We start from the raw sequence: 19,117 nt of genomic DNA, 5'->3' as shown, positions 1-19,117 counted from the left end.
TATGAATCACACATAATAACAAAGGAATTTGGTCGATGTTCAACACACAATATAAAAAATTACTGCTTACATCTGCTTTTCTTACTGCCAGTACATCCGCACTGGCAGGCTACGAGATCAACATAACTGAAAACGATAAATTAACCTTCGGTGGCTACATTAAAATTGATGCACGATACGTTGACGGTGACATTGCCTATCGTGATTACTGGATTGGTGATGGCATTGCTTTAGAAGAAGACGCATCCCAGTTTCGTATCTTTGCTAACGAAACCCGTTTCAATACTAAATACCAACACGGCGAGATAACAGGCTTCATCGAAATGGATTTTTGGGGCGGCGGCGGTAATGAAATTGTCTCTAACTCAGCTAACCCGCGCATCCGACATGCTTTTATAAACTACAAAGATCTCACTGTTGGCCAAACTTGGTCAACCTTTATGAATACTAGCGCAATTCCTGAAACTGCCGATTTTGCTGGCGCAACAACAGGTCTAGTATTTATTCGTCAAGGACAAGTACGTTATAACATGGGCAACTTCCAAGTATCCATTGAAAATCCTGAGAGCTGGGGCGATACCGCAAACGATAATATTCCTGATTTAATCGCACGCTATAACATCAAAGGTGATTGGGGCAATGTCTCTATTTCTGGCTTAGCACGGCAATTACATACCTTATCAGGTAACACTGAAAGCGCCTTTGGCGCATCTGTTGCGGCACGAATTAAAACAACAGGAAAAGATGACTTACGCCTACAAATTCATAAAGGTGATTTAGGCCGCTATGTAGGGGCTGCGGCTGTTAAAGATCTCTATGGTGAAGAAGTTGAAGATATTACCTCTGTATTAGTTGCCTATCGTCATTTTTGGAATGATTCACTGCGTTCAAGCGTGCTGTACGGCAAAGTTGATGGAGATGTATCCAATCGTGAGCGTACGCAATGGGGTATAAACCTCTTTCAAAACTTAACTAAAGAACTCGAAGTGGGTATTGAAGTCGGTAACTTTTCAATTGATGAGTTAGATAAAGATTCAAATTACCTACAAGCCACAATGAGATACATCCTCTAGCTGACAGAACACTTTCTAATGTTTGTTGTGTGTAATAACGACCCCAACCGTTAATACATTTTAAAGAGGGTTCACCCCCTCTTATTTTTCAACGCATTCGTTATTCATTTTTATTCTCAGTTAAATTTAGGAGTATGAGTATGACAACATCGATACTCAATATAGAGCAAATATCGCTAGCCTTTGGTGGTGTTAAAGCCTTAACAGATGTTAGTTTTTCGGTGACTAAAGGCTCTGTATTTTCAATTATTGGCCCAAATGGGGCTGGTAAAACATCAATGCTCAATTGCATTTCTGGCCGCTATCAACCTAACAGTGGAAAAATCACCTTTGCAGATCAAGATGTTACCCACTTAAAACCCAATGACCGCGCAGACTTAGGTATGGGCCGTACTTTTCAAAACTTAGCCTTATTTGGCCATATGTCAGTGCTCGATAATATTATGGTTGGTCGCCATCACTTATTAAAAAACAATTGGTTAACAGGGCCGTTATATTGGGCTTCTGGGGCGCAAAAAGAAGAACTCGCTCACCGTAGAAAAGTAGAAGAAGTGATCGACTTCCTTGAGATCTCTCATATCAGAAAATCCATCGCTGGCACCTTGTCTTACGGGCTTCGTAAACGCGTTGAATTAGCTCGTGCAATGGCTCTAAACCCAAAACTGATTTTACTTGACGAACCAATGGCTGGAATGAATCTGGAAGAAAAAGAAGACATGGCCAGATACATCCTCGATTTAAATGAAGAATTCGGTATTACGGTCGTTATGATTGAACATGATATGGGAGTTGTAATGGATATTTCTCATGAAGTTATGGTGCTGGATTTTGGTAAAAAATTAATTTCTGGTTTACCACACGAAGTCATGGCTGACCCCTATGTTAAACGTGCCTACCTTGGTCTTGAAGACGACGCAGAGCCAGCCACCTTAGAGGAGGTAAGTTAATGACTAGCCAAATCAATCAAGATTTTGAGATGGGTGAACTGAATACCTTCCCCAAAATTCTACAACACAATGCCACGCATTGGCCTGATATGGTGGCGATGCGAGAAAAAGAGTTTGGTATTTGGAACGAGTTCAGCTGGGCCGAATATAACAATAAAGTAAAGTGGTTGTCGCTCGCGTTGAGTAACAAAGGCGTGAATACAGATGATACCATTGCCTTACTTGGTGATAACCGCCCAGAATGGATATGGGGCGAAATTGCTGCTCACGCTTTACGTTGCCATTCATTAGGTATTTATCAAGATTCAATGCATGACGAAGTAATCTATTTACTCGCTAGCAGTGGCGCAACCGTTGTGATTGCTGAAAACGAAGAGCAATGCGATAAATTACTTGATTTAGGTGATGGCATAGAGCAAGTAAAATTCATTGTTTATTGCGACCCAAGAGGTATGCGCAAATACAACGACTCGCGACTTATAGATATCAATACCCTATACACACTGGGCCAAGAACTCGAACAAGCATACCCTGATCGTTATCAAGCCATGATAGATGCCTCAGCCCCTGACGACATTGCTATTTACTGCACCACTTCAGGTACCACATCAAAACCCAAAATTGCCCTACTCAATGGTGGCAATTTTATTAAGCACTGTAGTTCATATTTACGTGCTGACCCGCGTCAAGCTGGCGACAACTATGTATCTGTATTGCCCTTACCTTGGATCATGGAGCAAGTCTATGCAATTGGCCAAGCACTGATCGCCCGTCAAATTGTAAATTTTGTTGAAGAACAAGAAACACTCATGGCTGACCTACGAGAAATTGGCCCCAGCTTTGTACTATTAGCACCACGGGTATGGGAAGGCATTTTAGCTGACGTACAAACCCGTATGATGGATTCAACACCTTTTAAAAGAAAGCTATTTAATTTTGCCATGAAGCTGGCTGAGCAAAGCCAAGTAACAGGCAAAAAATCATGGCTAGCTGAAATTCTACTGCTAAAAGCACTTCGTGATCGACTCGGTTTTTCATTCTTAAAATCGGCTGCCACCGGCGGAGCTGCGATGGGGCCTGACACCTTTAAGTTTTTCCAAACCATTGGTGTGCCTTTACGCCAACTCTACGGCCAAACAGAAATGTGCGGAGCTTACACCATCCATCATGAAGCCGATGTTGACTACGACAGTGTTGGCGTCGCGTTTGATAATGCACAAATTAAAGTCATTAATCCCGATAAAGCCGGTATTGGCGAAGTTATTGCTAAAACAGTCGGAATGTTTAGTGGCTACCTTAATAATCAACAAGCCTATGATGAAGACGTGATTGACGGCTGGATGCAAACAGGTGATGCCGGTTACTTTAAACCGTCTGGCCATTTAGTGGTGATTGATCGGATCAAAGATCTCGCTTGCACCAGCGACGGCGCACAATATTCTCCTCAATATATAGAAAACAAACTTAAGTTTTCTTCATTTATTGGCGAAGCCGTTATTTTAGGTAAAGCAAAGCCTTATCTATCAGCCATCATTTGTATTCGTTTTAGTATTGTTGCGAAATGGGCTGAGCAACAAGGGCTGTCGTTTACCAACTACACCAACTTATCAACCCTGCCTGAAGTGTACGAAAAAATTGGCGAAGAAATAATGCGCGTCAATGAGTCACTTCCTGAATCACAAAAAATCCATAAATTTTTATTACTTTACAAAGAACTTGATGCCGATGATGGCGAATTAACACGAACCCGTAAAGTTCGCCGTAGTGTTATTGCGGATAAATATGGCGACATTATTTCATCCATTTATGACAACAAGGAAAATGTTGATATTGATACCATGGTGGTATTTCAAGATGGTACTAAAACCCGTATTCAAACCCAGCTTAAAGTCACTTCGCTGATCGAAACAGCCTGCACGGCTGCTGATAACACTATCAACATAACACGGAGAGTCTCATGAATTTTGAATTGCTAATTCAACTAATCGTCAATGGTTTAATTGTCGGCTTACTCTATGGCGTCGTTGGGATGTGCTTTGTATTAGTGTACAAATCAACGCAAATTGTAAACTTTGCCCAAGGTGAGTTTTTATTAGTGGGTGCCTGGGTATGCTGGGCAGTACTGATTTATTTAGAGCTGCCTTTTGTAGTGGGCTTTTTACTGACAATGGCCTTTATGGCAATCTTTGGTGTGCTGCTGCAAATGATTGTTTTACGCCCGATGATAGGTGAACCTATTATCTCAGTGATCATGATCACCATTGGCTTATCAATCTTTTTTCAAGCCTTGATGAAATGGATTTTTGGTGTTTCAGCGCAAAGTTACCCGCAAGTATTTACCACTAATAGCATCCAAATATTTGGCTTGAACATTGAAGCCGCTTACTTAATGAGCACCGTAATCGCCTTAATAATTATGGTTGCCTTCTATCTATTCTTTAAACATTCAAAATACGGTTTAGCAATGCGAGCCACAGCCTTTGATCAACAGATTGCACAAAGCTTAGGTATTTCGGTAAAACAAGTTTTTGCTATGAGCTGGGGTATTGCTGCTACGGTTTCAGCCACAGCTGGAATTGTTATTGGCATGGTAAACGGGGTTTCAAATTCACTGTCATTAATTGGTATCAAAGTTTTCCTTGCAGTTATTCTTGGCGGTTTAGATTCTATCATCGGCGCTATTGTCGGTGGTTTGATCATTGGTGTATTAGAGAATGTCGCTGAGTTTTTCGACAGCCAATATCTGCATGTTGGCAATATGTATGACATCGCACCATTTTACGTGTTGCTCGTCATCCTTTGGTTCAAACCATACGGTTTGTTCGGCACAAAAGATATTGAACGTATTTAAACAAGCCGATTTAGGTGCATCAATAGCGCCTAACAAGTGCAGATAAAGGTAAATTTTAGGAGTTTATTATGTCGAGTTTAACCATGAGACCCTGCGGCGATTTCCGCACCAGTTATAAACAAGATAATACAATTTTTGAAACAACAACCATCAAAAATGTGGCAATTTTCGCAATTGCCCTATTATGTGCAGCGCCATACTTAGTCGATGCATATTACCTAACCCTATTTATTCAAATTTCATATTTAGGGATAGCCGCACTAGGGCTCAATATTTTGGTCGGTTACACCGGACAAATTTCATTAGGTCATGGCGCATTTTTTGGCTTTGGTGCTTTTGCATCAGCATGGCTCAATATCTCCTTTGGTATTCCTGTATTGCTGTGTATCCCACTGGCTGGTTTTTTAACAATGGCTGTAGGCATGATGTTTGGTTTACCGGCCTCAAGAATTAAAGGCTTGTACTTAGCTATAGCCACACTGGCTGCGCAGTTTATTTTAGAAGACTTCTTTGCCCGTGCTGACTGGTTTTCTGGTGGTTCTGCCGGCTCATCTGCCGACCCAATTAGTATATTTGGCTTTGTTTTTAATAGCGATGAAAGCTTCTTTTATATCGCCTTAGCAGCCTTAGTTATTATGTATATTTGGGGCTGTAATCTGATGCGCAGTCGTGATGGTCGCGCCTTTGTTGCAGTACGTGACCATTATCTATCAGCTGAGATCATGGGCATCAAGCTCAATAAATATCGCTTACTCTCTTTTGGTATATCGTCTTTTTATGCCGGTATTGGCGGTGCCTTATATGCCCATTACTTAGGCTATGTTTCTGGCGAAGGCTTCACCTTATTTATGTCGATTCAATTTTTAGCCATGATCATCATCGGCGGCTTGGGTTCAATTAAAGGCACCTTAATGGGTGTGGTATTTATGGTGTTTTTACCTGAAGTGCTCGAAAGCGGCGTTGGTTTAATGAAGATGACCGACTGGGGCAATATTCCTATGGTGGTTGATGGCCTGGCCTATATCAAAGAAATGGCCATTGGCTTAGTGATTATCTTATTCCTTATTTTTGAGCCGCAAGGCATGGCACACCGCTGGGCACAAATTAAAAACTATTGGAAGTTTTACCCGTTCTCGTACTAATCAATAGACACTAACTTAAGCATATACAACACACATGAGCATCATTAATGCGTAAATAATTGGCAATCTAGCCATAAAAAGAAAAAGGAAATAGTTATGCACAATCATAAGGCAAAATTAACGTCTCTATTAATAGTAAGCGCGCTGTGCACCAGCCAACAAACATTCGCTGAAGACTCAGTCTTTGTTGGTCATCTAGCTGATATGAGTGGCCCGACAGCTTTTGTTGGTAAAAATTACGCTGACGGCGTGCGTGATTCCCTAGCTTACATTAACGAAAATGGTGGCATCAATGGCACTAAACTCGAATATGAAACAATTGATTACGCTTACAAAGTGCCGCAAGCGATTGCCGCTTATAAAAAGTGGCATTCGCGTAAAAACATGGTTGCCATGCAAGGCTGGGGCACCGCTGATACCGAAGCACTGATCTCATTTGTAGCCAAAGATAAACTACCAGTATTTTCAGCGTCTTACTCTGGCCACTTAACGGATCCTATGGGTAAAAACCCACATACAAAGAAACCAGCTCCTTATAACTTTTTTTACGGCGCATCCTATTCAGATGCGTGCCGCGGTTTAGTCCAGTGGGCAGCTGAGGACTGGCAAAAAAAGGGGGGCAAAGGCAAACCTAAGTTTACTCATATTGGTGCAAATCACCCCTTCCCTAATGCACCGAAAGAAGCCTGTGCAGAGTACGCCACCGAATTAGGCTTTGATGTACAACCTGCGGTTGTTATTTCGATGAAACCAGGTGATTTTAAAGCGCAATGTTTAAGCTTAAAAAGCTCAGGCTCAAATTACGGATATATAGGCAATCTAGGTGGTTCAGTATTGTCTTTAGTTAAATCATGTAACACCGTTGGTACCGATATTCAGTTTATGTCGAATATATGGGGGCGATAAAAAAATATTCCAAGCTGCGGGCGAAGGCATTAAAGATTATGTATTTCCAGCTATGACGCCGTTTTGGACTGATCAAGTACCTGGCATGAAACTCGTTAGGGAGATTTCAAAACAATCAGACCTTCCAGGCCAAGAAGAGCGTGTTCATCATTACATTCGTGGCGTGTGCTCAACATTCTTTATGAAAGAGGCTATGGAATGGGCAAAAGATAACGGCGGAATAACCGGTGAAAATATTAAAAAAGCCATGTATGCCCGTAAAGATTGGGCACCAGCAGGACTTGAAGGCGTATGCCTTGCGGGCAACTGGAGTGAACAAGATCACCGTGGCACTAACCAAGTTTACATTTACAAAGGCAACTATAACGAAGGCAATGTCGTCGTTGAAGAGTTATCACTGGTAACCATTGAGCGCCGTGATGCGTGGTTAGGTTTTAATAGCTCGTTAAACATAGCAGCGGATGAAGCATCTCGTTATTTTCATCCGCTGATAAATTATTAATTTTTCACGGAGTTAGCTATGTCACAAGCAGCTATAAAAATACAACCTGCATCACCAATTCTAAGCGTTAACAATATTGAAGTTGTTTACGATGAAGTCATCCAAGTTTTACGTGGTGTTAGTTTAGATGTGCCAGAGGGTGAAATAGTCACCCTACTTGGGCCAAATGGCGCAGGAAAATCAACCACCTTAAAAGCCATTTCTGGCTTATTAAAAACTGAAAATGGCGAAGTCACTAAAGGCGACATTACCTTTATGGGCGAACGAATAGACAATAAAAATGCCGAAGATGTAGTGCGCAGTGGATTGTTTCAGGTTATGGAAGGGCGTCGTATCATCGAAGATATGACCTCTCTAGAAAACTTAAAACTCGGCGCCTTTACCCGCAAAGACGCACAAATAAATCAAGACATTGAAATGGTGTACCACTATTTCCCTCGCTTAAAAGAACGCACAGGCTTAGCTGGGTATTTATCAGGTGGCGAACAACAAATGCTGGCAATTGGCCGTGCATTAATGGCACGTCCAAAGATGATTTGCCTCGATGAGCCATCGATGGGGTTATCGCCATTATTGGTTAAAGAAGTGTTCGGAATCATAAAAAAGATTAACCAAGATCAAGGTATTACTATGCTGTTGGTAGAACAAAATGCCAACTATGCACTGAGAGCGGCTAATTATGGTTACATCATTGAATCAGGGAAAGTTGTATTAGATGGCACACAAGAGCAGCTTTTAAACAACGAAGATGTAAAAGAGTTTTACCTCGGTGGAGGTAACGAAGAACGTAAAAGCTTTAAAGATCTTAAGTCATATAAACGTCGCAAACGCTGGTTGTAATCAACCTATCTATCTCTCTACTTTTTCTATGTTACTGGAGCTATTATGAGCCATTTTTATCATGCCAATGAACATCAACACTCTGAAACCAGAGAACAAAATTTATTGTCCCGTTTAGCTGACTTTATTACCTATGCAAAAAATAACAGCCCCTATTATCAGGCTATATTAGCGAACATTGATGCCACGAATATCACTACTCGCTCACAACTAGCGACTTTGCCGATCACCAGAAAATCTGACCTTTTAGACATACAAAAGCAACAGCCTCCGCTTGGCGGTCTCGCATCTAAAAGTGGCCATATAAATCGAATTTTTCAATCACCGGGGCCTATTTATGACCCTGAAAATTGCCAGCAAGATTGGTGGCGAATGGGCCAAGCCTTTTATGCTGCGGGGTTTAGAGCAGGTGAGTTAGTACAAAATTGTTTGTCATACCATTTGACTCCTGGCGGTTTTATTCTTGATTCAGGGGCGCGTGCGTGTGGCTGTGTGGTTATACCCGCAGGCCCAGGGCAAACAGATCAACAACTTGACGTAATAGAAGATTTACACCCGCAAGGTTATTGTGGCACTCCCTCTTTTTAAAAATATTACTGGATAAAGCGCAGGCAACTAAACGTGACGTTAGCAGCCTCAAAAAAGCACTGGTGACTGGAGAAGCATTATCTCATGAACTGCGCGAGTTATTTAAACAACAAGGTATCAACACCTTACAGGCTTACGCAAGTGCCGATGTAGGCTTAATTGGCTATGAAACCATTGCTGACGATGGGTTAATTATCGCTGAAGATTTAATTGTCGAAATTGTGCGCCCAGGCAGCCTCACTCCAGTCGCAGATGGTGAGATTGGTGAAGTGGTTATTACAAGTTTCAATACTGATTATCCGTTAATCCGTTTTGCAACCGGTGACTTATCGGCTATCAAGCCAGGGCAAAGTGCGTGTGGTCGGACTAACATGCGCATTCAAGGTTGGTTAGGTAGAGCCGATCAAACCACGAAAATAAAAGGTATGTTTGTTCATCCTCAACAAATAGAGCGAATTAGGCTCAGTGTTAAGGGGATAAAGAAAATGCGCTTAGTGGTCAAGCTACAAGATCATCAAGACAAAATGCAGCTATTGTGTGAATACGATCAAGACCAATCAGAGCTAACTAAACTGGAACTCACCGGCGTATTGCTAGATAACTTAAAACAATACACAAAATTAAATGGCAGTGTTGAGTTGGTCGAGCTAGGCAGCTTAGCTGATGATGGCAAAGTGATTGATGATCAACGAGTCATCGGATAACCCAATTAGAACTAGGAGTTTTAATGAACAATATAGCCTTTCAAGATTATTACCCCGATGAGCTCAGCCATTGTTATGGCTGTGGCAAAAACAATGAGCAGGGTCACCAATTAAAAAGTTATTGGTATCAGGATGAGCAAAATCAAGGCAATATCGATAAAACTATCGCCCACTTTACGCCGCAACCTTGCCATACAGCAATCCCTGGCTTTGTCTATGGTGGGCTGCTTGCGTCCCTGATTGACTGCCATGGTACAGGCAGTGCCGCTGCTATAGCTTATCGATATGCAGAGCGAGAGATGGGGACTCAACCTGCATTTCGTTTTGTTACAGGGGCTTTAAATGTTAACTTTTTAGCGCCGACTCCAATGGGGGTAGAGCTGCAGCTAATAGGTAGCTTCATTGAAGTAAAACCCAACAAAGTGATTGTCGACATCACGCTATCAGCGAACAACGTGATCTGTGTTAAAGGCAGCGTAATTGCTGTGAAAATGCCAGCGAGCTTTATCAGTTAGCATTCAAAGTTAAGAGCGAACTGCCGTGTTCGCTCTTCAATTCAAAACTTAGCGCTTACCTAGCTTTTTCAGCAGTACACTGACTGATAGCGACAAAGCCATAATCACCACACCATAAATAACTAACATACCTGACGGTGTAGCAAGTTCTATTATTTGCTCGTTTGCGCCCACGCATAAGTTTGTTTTATGATTAATAGCCCCACCACTATCTAAACAGCGGTCAACCAATAAAAACCCATGTAACCACCATACGGCGAACAAGCTCACTAAAACGCCAGCTAAAGATGGCAGTAAATTATTTTTCATAGATAAAAACCAAACGAGAAAGTAAATGTTAGTGCTCTACAATAGCAAATAAAGTACCTAAAAAGATTACGATAAAAGCCTGTTTTTAAGAATAAAAATTAATACTTACGGCGCGATATAGTTAACAATTAAAACAGTTGTTCAGCTAGGATATATATTAATAATAATGAGAACGGTAGAGTGTAATTAATCAGCGTTCGGTTTAAACCAACTCAGCCAACTTTAGTTCATTGCCACGGCTAATTTGATGGCATTGTGCTAACAGTAATTCTGCGGTAGCCATGGCATCGGTAAGTGCATGATGGCAACCATAATGAGGTAGCTCATACCGCGCCCTGCAGGCACTGAGAGTTAAATCGTCTAAGCCTATTTCATGGCCTTGTTGGTGCAGGCGCTTTTTTCAATCTGAAAAGTATCAATAATCAATAAAGGCTGCACATCAATATTATGTGCTTGAAATGCCTGCTTTAAAATCCCCAATCTAAAGTAGCATTATGAAACACCAAAATAGCATCCGAAAAATGAGCGCTTAGCTTAGCTAAAATAGCCGCTAAGCTTTTTCCATTAGCGACATCTTGCTGGGCAATTCCATGATAAACAGGACTTTGCTCAAGGCGCAGCACATCTTTATTTATGGCGTGCTGAGCTTGGCTCAATTTAATGCATTGCTTTTCTATCAACACCCACGCAATCGAGACGATTTCATGCAGTTTTGGATCCAGTCCAGTCAACTCTAAATCAATCACTATATAGCGCTGTACTAGTGCGTTTTGAGCAAGTAATCGCTTACGTGCTAAATAACGACTCAACCAACGTTTAACCACTTAGCTTGTCACCTTATTCATAGCAAAACACATATTTATAAACTTCCACGAGCAAACTTAAATGCCGCAGCTTGTTGTGCGAGCTTGAGTAAATAAAACGCTTCTTTTAATTGATGGCGCTCTAGCGAGTTTAACCTATCTGGATTAATACAGTTACTCGGTAGTCCTTCTTCATTTATTTGTGTACGTAAACGTAATTGAGTTAAAAATCGCCAGCAGTCTTTCAAATTATATACATCGTGATTACTTAACAATGAGTGTTTCAGCAATGCATCTAAGCGCTCTTGGGTGTTTGCTCTACGGATCCCTGCTTTTAACGCATACAAGCGCACAATGTCATTGATGATAACCACACCACGCTTTTTCAAATCAATGTATCTATGTTGCTTAGCATCTTTTTCTAACTTGAATTGATTAAATAACCCTATCGGCACAGAATTCGATTTAATATCCGTTGCCATTGCGGCGTAAAATAATTCGTTGCGAGAAATTCGGGTTAGTTGCTCACAAAATGCAGTGTAAAGTGCCGTTGAGCCTTCAATAAAACGTAAATCAAAAAATATTTTACAGTTGAGCATTGCTTCAGGTGTCGGGCTTTTGATCCAGTTAAAAAAGCGCTCACACCAATCCGATATACTCATTCTGCATAATTCGCTGCTTGCCATAATATTACCTGGGCAGCGTTTAATACCGCACTCAACCAACTGTTCGCAAACAAACTCCCCCATGCGGCGATAGTAATCTTGATGTTGCTCGCTTAAGTCATCAGGTAGTAATAAGCCGTTATCTTGATCAGAATGTAAGGTTTGCTCTTCACGCGCTTGAGAGCCAAAACAAATAAAACTAAAGCTAGTAGGAGCGGCACCGTTATCTTCTTGGAATAAATATATTAGTCGTGAGGTTAACGCATCAGTTAAGCCACTGAGTAATTTACCTATTAAAGATATATCATCAATATTATGAGAAAAACTACGCAGTAATTCTGGTACTTCTGCCGCATAACGCTTTAAATCGGCGACACTGCGAGCTTTATAAATACGGCCAATCAATTGTACGGGGTCGCTCTTTTGCTGACGTAATAAGTCTGTGCTGGTGATCATACCCAACGCTTTATGGTGTTCATCCAACACTGGTAAATGATGAATGTTATGTTTGAGCATTAAATGCAGAGCTGAAAAAACACGGTTATTTTCAAAAATAAACTTGGGTTTGACACTCATGATAATGCTAACCGCTTGTTTGGGATCGATTTCATCTGCCAATACTCGGTTACGTAAATCGCGATCTGTAACCACACCAACTAAGCGTTCAAATTCTGTCACCATAATCGAAGACACGCCGTGCTCTTTCATTTTTTTAGCTGCTTGACGAATACTTGCATCGGGCGATAATGTGACCGCTTTACGTGACATCAGTTCAGATATTTTACGTTCAGACCAACTATCGTTTTGGCTTTTATAATGTGAAGAAAGCAGCCGATTTGCATGCGCGCGCACAAAATACTGCTCAAACGTTTTATATTCACGGCGCAAGTAGTCGAAAGCATCTTGGTTGAGCATATAAACAATGCCCTCTTTTTGCACTGCTAAATGATTTTGAATTGCTTCTCCGGTTAATAACGAAGGAAAACCAAAATACTCTCCTTGCGCTAACCGTGTGATCACATCACCTTTAGCATCCACTAAGTCATACAAACCAGAACGAATTAAAAACAGTTTAGGTGATTCTGATTGCAGCCATTGTGTTTGGTTTTCACGAGTCAGATAAATAACATCTAGGTGCTTTACAAAATAATCCGTAGCACTGCTATTAAGGTGACTAAAAGGAGTTTGTGCTAGCACAAACTGGGCTACTTCCTGTTGCTCATTATTCATTTGTCTACTCGCAAAAAACAATCGTACAATCACTGTACTGCTATCAACGGTAAATAAAAAGCCCGACTTAAGTCGGGCTTTTGGATCTATCAATATTAATTAATAGAGTATCAGCGTTATTAGTGAGCGTGAGCTTCACTAGAACCTTTAGGATTACGAATGCTTTCAACCATTTCTTGAATTTCAAGCGGTGTATCGGCAGTAAATTTAAGTACGATTGCTGCAACTGAGAAATTAATAATCATACCTACTAAACCAATACCTTCCGGTGAAATACCTAAGAACCAATGCTCAGGGCTATTTAGTTCTGGGCTGATAAACTTGAAGAAGATGATATATGCTGCAGTAAAGGTAATACCTGTAACCATACCTAGAACCGCACCTTCTTTATTCATCTTCTTAGAGAAGATACCCATAATGATCGCCGGGAAGAAACTTGCTGCGGCCAAGCCGAATGCAAATGCCACTACCGACGCCACGAATCCAGGCGGATTAATACCAAAGTAAGCGGAGATAACAATCGCAACCATGGCTGCCAACCTCGCTGCGAGTAACTCTTGTTTATCGCTAATGTCTGGTTTTAAGGTCCGCTTAAGCAAATCATGCGATACCGAAGTCGAAATAACTAATAATAAGCCTGCGGTTGTTGATAATGCAGCAGCAATACCACCGGCGGCCACAAGTGCCACGACCCATGCTGGTAAGTTAGCAATTTCAGGGTTAGCAAGTACCATGATGTCGCGGTCAACGTTAACTTCGTTAGCGCTATTTGGATCACTGATCTTACCTGCTGTGTAGAACATTTTGCCATCACCATTTTTATCATTAAAAGTGATTAAGCCCGTTCTTTCCCAATTTTTTACCCATACTGGTGCTTCAGCGTATTCAGTACCACTTCCGTCTTTACCATTTATGGTATCAATCATGTTTACGCGGGCAAATGCCGCAACGGCTGGCGCGGTTGTGTAAACTATCGCAATGAATACTAAAGTCCATGCTGCTGAAATACGCGTATCTTTAACGCGAGGTACAGTGAAAAAGCGTACAATTACATGCGGAAGACCCGCAGTACCCACCATTAAGGCACCAGTAATAGCAAACACATCAATCATGCTCTTAGAGCCTTCAGTGTATTGTGCAAAACCAAGTTCGGCACTTAAACCGTCCAGTTTATCAAGTACGTATACACCATCGCTGCCAATTAATGTAGCGCCAAAGCCTGTTTGTGGGAAGAAGTGACCCGTCATCATCATAGAGATAAAGATGGCAGGAACAAGGTAAGCAAACACCAATACACAATACTGCGCTACTTGGGTATAAGTAATACCCTTCATACCACCGAGTACCGCATAAAAGAATACGATAACCATACCAATGTAAACGCCAGTTTCAATTTCAACTTCTAAGAAACGTGAGAATACAACCCCTACACCGCGCATTTGCCCTGCAATGTATGTAAAACAAATGAAGATGGCACATAAGATTGCCACTAAACGCGCGGTGCGTGAATAGTAACGGTCGCCGATAAAGTCTGGCACAGTAAACTTGCCGAATTTACGTAAGTAAGGTGCTAAACACATAGCAAGTAGTACATAGCCGCCTGTCCACCCCATTAAGTAAACGCCGCCATCATACCCTGCAAAAGAGATGATACCCGCCATTGAAATAAATGACGCTGCACTCATCCAGTCTGCGGCTGTTGCCATACCATTAGCCAGAGGCGGAACCCCACCACCTGCTACATAAAACTCTTTTGTTGAACCAGCTCGGGCCCAAATTGCAATGCCGATATAAAGCGCGAAGCTCAACCCGACAATTATAAACGTGAGTGTTTGAACATCCATTGCTTAGCTCCTATTCGTCTACGCCGTATTTTTTATCTAACGTATTCATTTTGAAAACGTACACAAAAATCAAAGCAACAAAGGTGTAAATCGCGCCTTGCTGGGAGAACCAGAAGCCAAGTTTAAACCCAAAAAACGCACTTCATTAAGTACATCAACCAGTATTATGCCAAAGCCAAACGACACGACAAACCAAACTGCTAATAATTTAAACAGCAGTGAAATGTTTTCCGCCCAATAAGCTTTTGCTTGTTCTTCATCTTTAAAAGCCATTTTTATTTCCTCTTTAACATCTGTAAAAAGTGATGTGTTCGATTTATTCTCGGTTATAAACTTAGCAATGCCTGAACAATATTGAATTGAGACCATAGTCGTAACAACAGATTAACGTTTACGTAAACTGCAATGCGGCGCTTGTTACAAAAAAGTAAAAAGCGTTTTTTATCATAATGTTAAGTATTTCCACTCGGTGATTTTAACTATTCACCTAAGCTATATTGCACACTTGCGACATTAGTCTAATATATCAACAAAACATTAAATTCCTTATATATATCAAATAAATATGTTTATTTTAAGAATACTCACAAAAATTGACAGCTCAAAATAGTGAAAACTTCTGGTATGGTGTGCAATAACATAATAAAAATTGAATAAAAACATGACTGCTGCACTAATTTTTGTCGCTTTAGCGTACATTGGCATATTGTTTTGGCTAGCAAACTGGGGCGATAAAACCACACCGCTGGCAAAACGAATTAGCCATCACCCTTTTGTTTACTCCTTTTCGCTGGGTATTTACTGTACTTCGTGGACTTATTACGGCTCTGTTGGTACTGCGGCTACCAGTAGTTGGAGCTATTTACCCATTCTACTTGGCCCTGCACTATTGTTTTTTTTCGGACAAGGATTTTTGCGCAAACTGGTACTGGTGAGTAAAAAACAAAATATCACCACCATTGCCGATTTTATCTCTGCCCGTTATGGCAAACGTCAAACCACTGCCATTATGGTGACTATGATTGCGCTACTAGCAACCATTCCTTATATCGCCTTGCAATTAAAAGCACTGAGCAATAGCTTCTTACTACTGCAAAGTGACAATAAAATATCGGGATCAATGGTCGCGCTTTCTGCCACCCTGATCATGGCTATGTTCGCAATATTTTTTGGCACCCGTAAAGTTGATGTAACCGAATACCGTTCAGGATTAATGTTGGCAGTCGCATTTGAATCAATGATCAAACTACTGGCATTAGTAGCAGTAGCGGCTTTGGCAGTGTACACCTTGTATAATTTACCCAGTGCTAATGAAGAACAAATAAAAGAATCTTTATGGCAACATTGGAATAACTTTAACTTTTTAAGCTTTAACTTTATTGGTCAATCACTGATGGCCGCTGCTGCAATCATCTGTTTGCCAAGACAATTTCACGTTACAGTGGTTGATAACCAAGACAAACGTCACCTATTTACCGCTCGTTGGGCATTTCCACTTTATTTACTACTGACGGCAGCAATGATTTTACCAATAGCCACCGCAGCTATTCATCCACAGATCGGCAATAGCTTCTCCCCTGATAGTTTTGTATTGGCGCTGCCATTAATGAATGACAATGTATTACTTACCACCTTTGTATTTATTGGCGGAATATCCGCAGCGACTGCGATGATTGTGGTTGCCACTTTGACCCTGAGTACCATGATCTCAAACGATGTGGTATTACCGCTAATGCTGCGACGTAAATTCAAACGCAACCTGATCACCAGCAGTTATAAGCCACAAATATTACTGGTAAGGCGTTTTACCATCGCCGGTATTTTGATCTTATCGTATTTTTATCAGCAATGGTTTGGTCATGGCAAAGCACTAGCCAGCATGGGGTTAGTTGCATTTTCTTTGGTAACGCAATTATTACCCGCCATTGTGGGCGGCCTATACTGGCGCAAAGGCCATGCCTACGGTGTTTATGCTGGTTTATTAGCGGGGTTAATTTGTTGGATATTATTTCTAATGTTACCTATTTTAGATGCAGGTAATACACTTGACACCGAACTACAACAAACCCTTATTACCCGCGGCACACTGATCGCTTTATTTGCCAATATTGGCTGTTATATTAGTTTTTCACTGGGAGCTGATGAGCGGTTAATTGATAAAATTCAAGCAGCAGCATTCGTTAATCCCAAGGAGCAAGCAGTACTTGCAAGACGTTTAAACAAAAACGTGAAAGCCACGGTATACGATTTTAAAGTACTGTTACAAACCTTTTTAGGAGTCCAGCGTAGCCAACAAGTATTGACGCATTTTTCACTGACTCACCAACTAGGAGAAAATAACACTCACCCCGATCCTGAGTTTATAGCTTACTGCGAACGCGCCTTGACCGGTGTATTAGGCGCCTCTTCAGCGCAAGCTTTGATCCACACTGTAGCGTCGGGCAAGCGAATGGCATTTGAAGAAGTGGTTAACTTTTTTGATGAAACAACGCAAGCACTACAGTTTAACCAAAACCTGTTGTTCACCTCTTTAGAGAATCTCAGTCATGGTATTTCAGTTGTTGATAAAGAGCTTAATCTTGTTGCGTGGAATAAGCGCTACGCAGAGATGTTTAATTACCCCGAAGGATTTTTAGAAGTAGGTCAACCGATTGAGCAAATTATTCGTTACAATGCGGAGCGCGGCGAATGTGGCCCTGGTGAAATAGAACGCCAAGTAGAAAAGCGCGTACAACATTTAAAAAATGGTAGTTCGCATCACTTTATCCGTCACCGTCGTAACGGCCTAGTGTACGAAATGACCGGTAACCCACTGCCTGATGGCGGCTTTGTTACTAGCTTTTCAGATATTACCACTCACATTGCCACACAAAATGCACTTGAAGAAGTGAATATGGATTTGGAAAATCGTATTGAAGCGCGTACCCAAGAAATTCGAACTATCAATAAAGATCTCGAAGCACAAATAGAAAGCCGCGTACAAACAGAGCAAGCACTCACTTTAGCAAAACGAGAAGCAGAGCAAGCCAATGACAGTAAAACCCGCTTTTTAGCTTTAGCAAGTCACGATATTTTGCAACCGCTCAACGCCGCCCGTTTATACCTTGCTGCGATAGATGAAAAATCCCTCGCTGATAATAATATCAATAACTTCGAAAAGCTCGGTGCCAGCCTCGATTCAACAGTGCATTTAATGTCAGCCCTATTAGAAATTGCCAAACTTGAACAAGGTGCGATGACCCCACCCCTCGCCACTTTAGTATTGATGATATCCTCGCACCACTGCGTAATGAATACGCCATTTTAACAAGCGAAAAAGGCCTCAAGCTCACAGTGCGCAGCGGACAGCATATTGTCCACAGTGATATCACCTATCTACGGCGAATTGTGCAGAACTTAGTATCAAATGCAGTTAAATACACCAATACGGGCAAAGTATTAGTAGCGTGTCGTAAACGCAAACATCACCTGCGCATTGAAGTGTGGGACACCGGCCCTGGCATTAGCGAGGTAGAGCAAGCAAAAATATTTAACGACTTCTACCGCGTAGAGGCCTCTGACAATAAAGGCGTTGGCCTTGGCCTTAGCGTAGTAAAGCGTATGGTAGATTTACTGTCGATTCGCTTAGATGTGCGCTCAACTCCGCAAAGAGGTAGCTGCTTTAGTATTGAAGTCCCTTATGGCGAAAGCCAATTTGTTCAGCAAAAACACGTTACCAATAGCTTGTTTGAAGAGCGCTCTGCAATGAATATCGTTGCCGTTGATGACGACCCTGAAAACCTAAACGCCATGGCCAGTTTATTACAAAAGTGGCAAGCTAATTATCAGTTGTTTGATCAAGTTGAAGGCGTACTCGCATACGCAAATGAACACAGCGCACCGGATGTGATATTAATGGATTATCAGTTAGGCCATGAACACGATGGTATTACATTAATTAAAGCCCTGCGGGAAATTTGGCAAACCAACGTACCGGCAATTTTAATCACCGCAGTACGCGACGTAGAGCTAAAACAAGCGACTAAAGCCGCTGATATTCATTACTTGTCTAAACCAATCAAGCCAGGGAAATTAAAAGCACTGCTAAACCATAGTACGTGAAGGGAAAGGTGCTAGGTGCTAGGTGCTAGGTGCTAGGTGCTAGGTGCTAGGCAAAAGGTTAGAACAGATTGGCGTTAAACAACATAACTAAGTACAC

14 protein-coding genes and 3 pseudogenes are annotated in these 19,117 nt (G+C 41.5%); 12 read left to right on the top strand and 5 right to left on the bottom strand.

The window, feature by feature from the left end:
• Positions 1 to 35: 35 nt before the first annotated feature.
• The 11 genes from P4S61_RS12140 (at position 36) to P4S61_RS12090 (ending at position 10,068) form a co-directional block, all read left to right on the top strand.
• Positions 36 to 1,073: a DcaP family trimeric outer membrane transporter gene (locus P4S61_RS12140; protein WP_337118336.1), complete on the top strand. Its 1,038-nt coding sequence runs from the start codon at positions 36 to 38 to the stop codon at positions 1,071 to 1,073.
• A 140-nt stretch (positions 1,074 to 1,213) separates the two neighbouring features.
• Entirely contained in the window at positions 1,214 to 2,020 is an 807-nt protein-coding gene (locus P4S61_RS12135; RefSeq protein WP_182717177.1) for an ABC transporter ATP-binding protein, read from the top strand.
• A complete protein-coding gene (locus P4S61_RS12130; protein WP_145235344.1) occupies positions 2,020 to 3,981 on the top strand; it encodes a long-chain fatty acid--CoA ligase in 1,962 nt (653 codons plus the stop codon). Before P4S61_RS12135 ends, P4S61_RS12130 begins: the two co-directional genes overlap by 1 nt.
• Entirely contained in the window at positions 3,978 to 4,871 is an 894-nt protein-coding gene (locus tag P4S61_RS12125; RefSeq protein WP_337118335.1) for a branched-chain amino acid ABC transporter permease, read from the top strand. Before P4S61_RS12130 ends, P4S61_RS12125 begins: the two co-directional genes overlap by 4 nt.
• Before the next feature lie 68 nt (positions 4,872 to 4,939).
• A complete protein-coding gene (locus tag P4S61_RS12120; protein ID WP_337118334.1) occupies positions 4,940 to 6,013 on the top strand; it encodes a branched-chain amino acid ABC transporter permease in 1,074 nt (357 codons plus the stop codon).
• Between the two features lie 96 nt (positions 6,014 to 6,109).
• A complete protein-coding gene (locus P4S61_RS12115; protein WP_337118333.1) occupies positions 6,110 to 6,919 on the top strand; it encodes an ABC transporter substrate-binding protein in 810 nt (269 codons plus the stop codon).
• Positions 6,876 to 7,421, top strand: a complete 546-nt coding sequence (locus P4S61_RS12110; protein ID WP_337118332.1) for a hypothetical protein — start codon at positions 6,876 to 6,878, stop codon at positions 7,419 to 7,421. Before P4S61_RS12115 ends, P4S61_RS12110 begins: the two co-directional genes overlap by 44 nt.
• Before the next feature lie 18 nt (positions 7,422 to 7,439).
• Positions 7,440 to 8,261 (top strand): ABC transporter ATP-binding protein, encoded by an 822-nt coding sequence (locus P4S61_RS12105; protein ID WP_145235336.1) that lies wholly within the window; start codon positions 7,440 to 7,442, stop codon positions 8,259 to 8,261.
• Positions 8,262 to 8,306: 45 nt separating this feature from the next.
• Positions 8,307 to 8,849 carry a phenylacetate--CoA ligase family protein gene (locus tag P4S61_RS12100; RefSeq protein ID WP_337118331.1) on the top strand — a complete coding sequence of 181 codons (543 nt, stop codon included), beginning with the start codon at positions 8,307 to 8,309 and terminating at the stop codon, positions 8,847 to 8,849.
• Entirely contained in the window at positions 8,828 to 9,553 is a 726-nt protein-coding gene (locus P4S61_RS12095; protein ID WP_337118330.1) for a phenylacetate--CoA ligase family protein, read from the top strand. The genes P4S61_RS12100 and P4S61_RS12095 overlap by 22 nt, the downstream gene beginning before the upstream one ends.
• Before the next feature lie 23 nt (positions 9,554 to 9,576).
• Positions 9,577 to 10,068 (top strand): PaaI family thioesterase, encoded by a 492-nt coding sequence (locus P4S61_RS12090; protein WP_145235331.1) that lies wholly within the window; start codon positions 9,577 to 9,579, stop codon positions 10,066 to 10,068.
• A 48-nt stretch (positions 10,069 to 10,116) separates the two neighbouring features.
• On the opposite strand, the gene P4S61_RS12085 is transcribed toward P4S61_RS12090, so the two are convergent.
• From P4S61_RS12085 to P4S61_RS12065, 5 genes and pseudogenes are all read right to left on the bottom strand, one after another.
• Positions 10,117 to 10,377 (bottom strand): hypothetical protein, encoded by a 261-nt coding sequence (locus tag P4S61_RS12085; protein ID WP_145235329.1) that lies wholly within the window; start codon positions 10,375 to 10,377, stop codon positions 10,117 to 10,119.
• A 202-nt stretch (positions 10,378 to 10,579) separates the two neighbouring features.
• Positions 10,580 to 11,201 (bottom strand): annotated as a pseudogene (locus tag P4S61_RS12080) (3'-5' exonuclease).
• 35 nt (positions 11,202 to 11,236) lie between these two features.
• On the bottom strand, positions 11,237 to 13,075 hold the full coding sequence (locus tag P4S61_RS12075) for a DUF294 nucleotidyltransferase-like domain-containing protein (RefSeq protein WP_182731516.1): 1,839 nt from the start codon (positions 13,073 to 13,075) through the stop codon (positions 11,237 to 11,239).
• A 119-nt stretch (positions 13,076 to 13,194) separates the two neighbouring features.
• The gene (locus tag P4S61_RS12070) at positions 13,195 to 14,919 is read right to left on the bottom strand and encodes a sodium:solute symporter family protein (RefSeq protein ID WP_145235323.1); all 1,725 of its coding nucleotides are present in this window, start codon (positions 14,917 to 14,919) and stop codon (positions 13,195 to 13,197) included.
• Positions 14,920 to 14,929: 10 nt separating this feature from the next.
• Positions 14,930 to 15,192 (bottom strand): annotated as a pseudogene (locus P4S61_RS12065) (DUF4212 domain-containing protein).
• 388 nt (positions 15,193 to 15,580) lie between these two features.
• Here P4S61_RS12065 and P4S61_RS12060 point away from each other — a divergent pair.
• Positions 15,581 to 19,020 (top strand): annotated as a pseudogene (locus tag P4S61_RS12060) (PAS domain-containing hybrid sensor histidine kinase/response regulator).
• The last annotated feature ends 97 nt before the right edge of the window (positions 19,021 to 19,117 follow it).

Origin of the sequence: Pseudoalteromonas sp. B160, assembly GCF_037162485.1 — a bacterium.
In the GTDB taxonomy this organism is placed as follows: domain Bacteria; phylum Pseudomonadota; class Gammaproteobacteria; order Enterobacterales; family Alteromonadaceae; genus Pseudoalteromonas; species Pseudoalteromonas rhizosphaerae.
The sequence above is the reverse complement of the archived record's forward strand: the minus strand, read 5'-3'. Positions and strand labels throughout refer to the sequence as shown.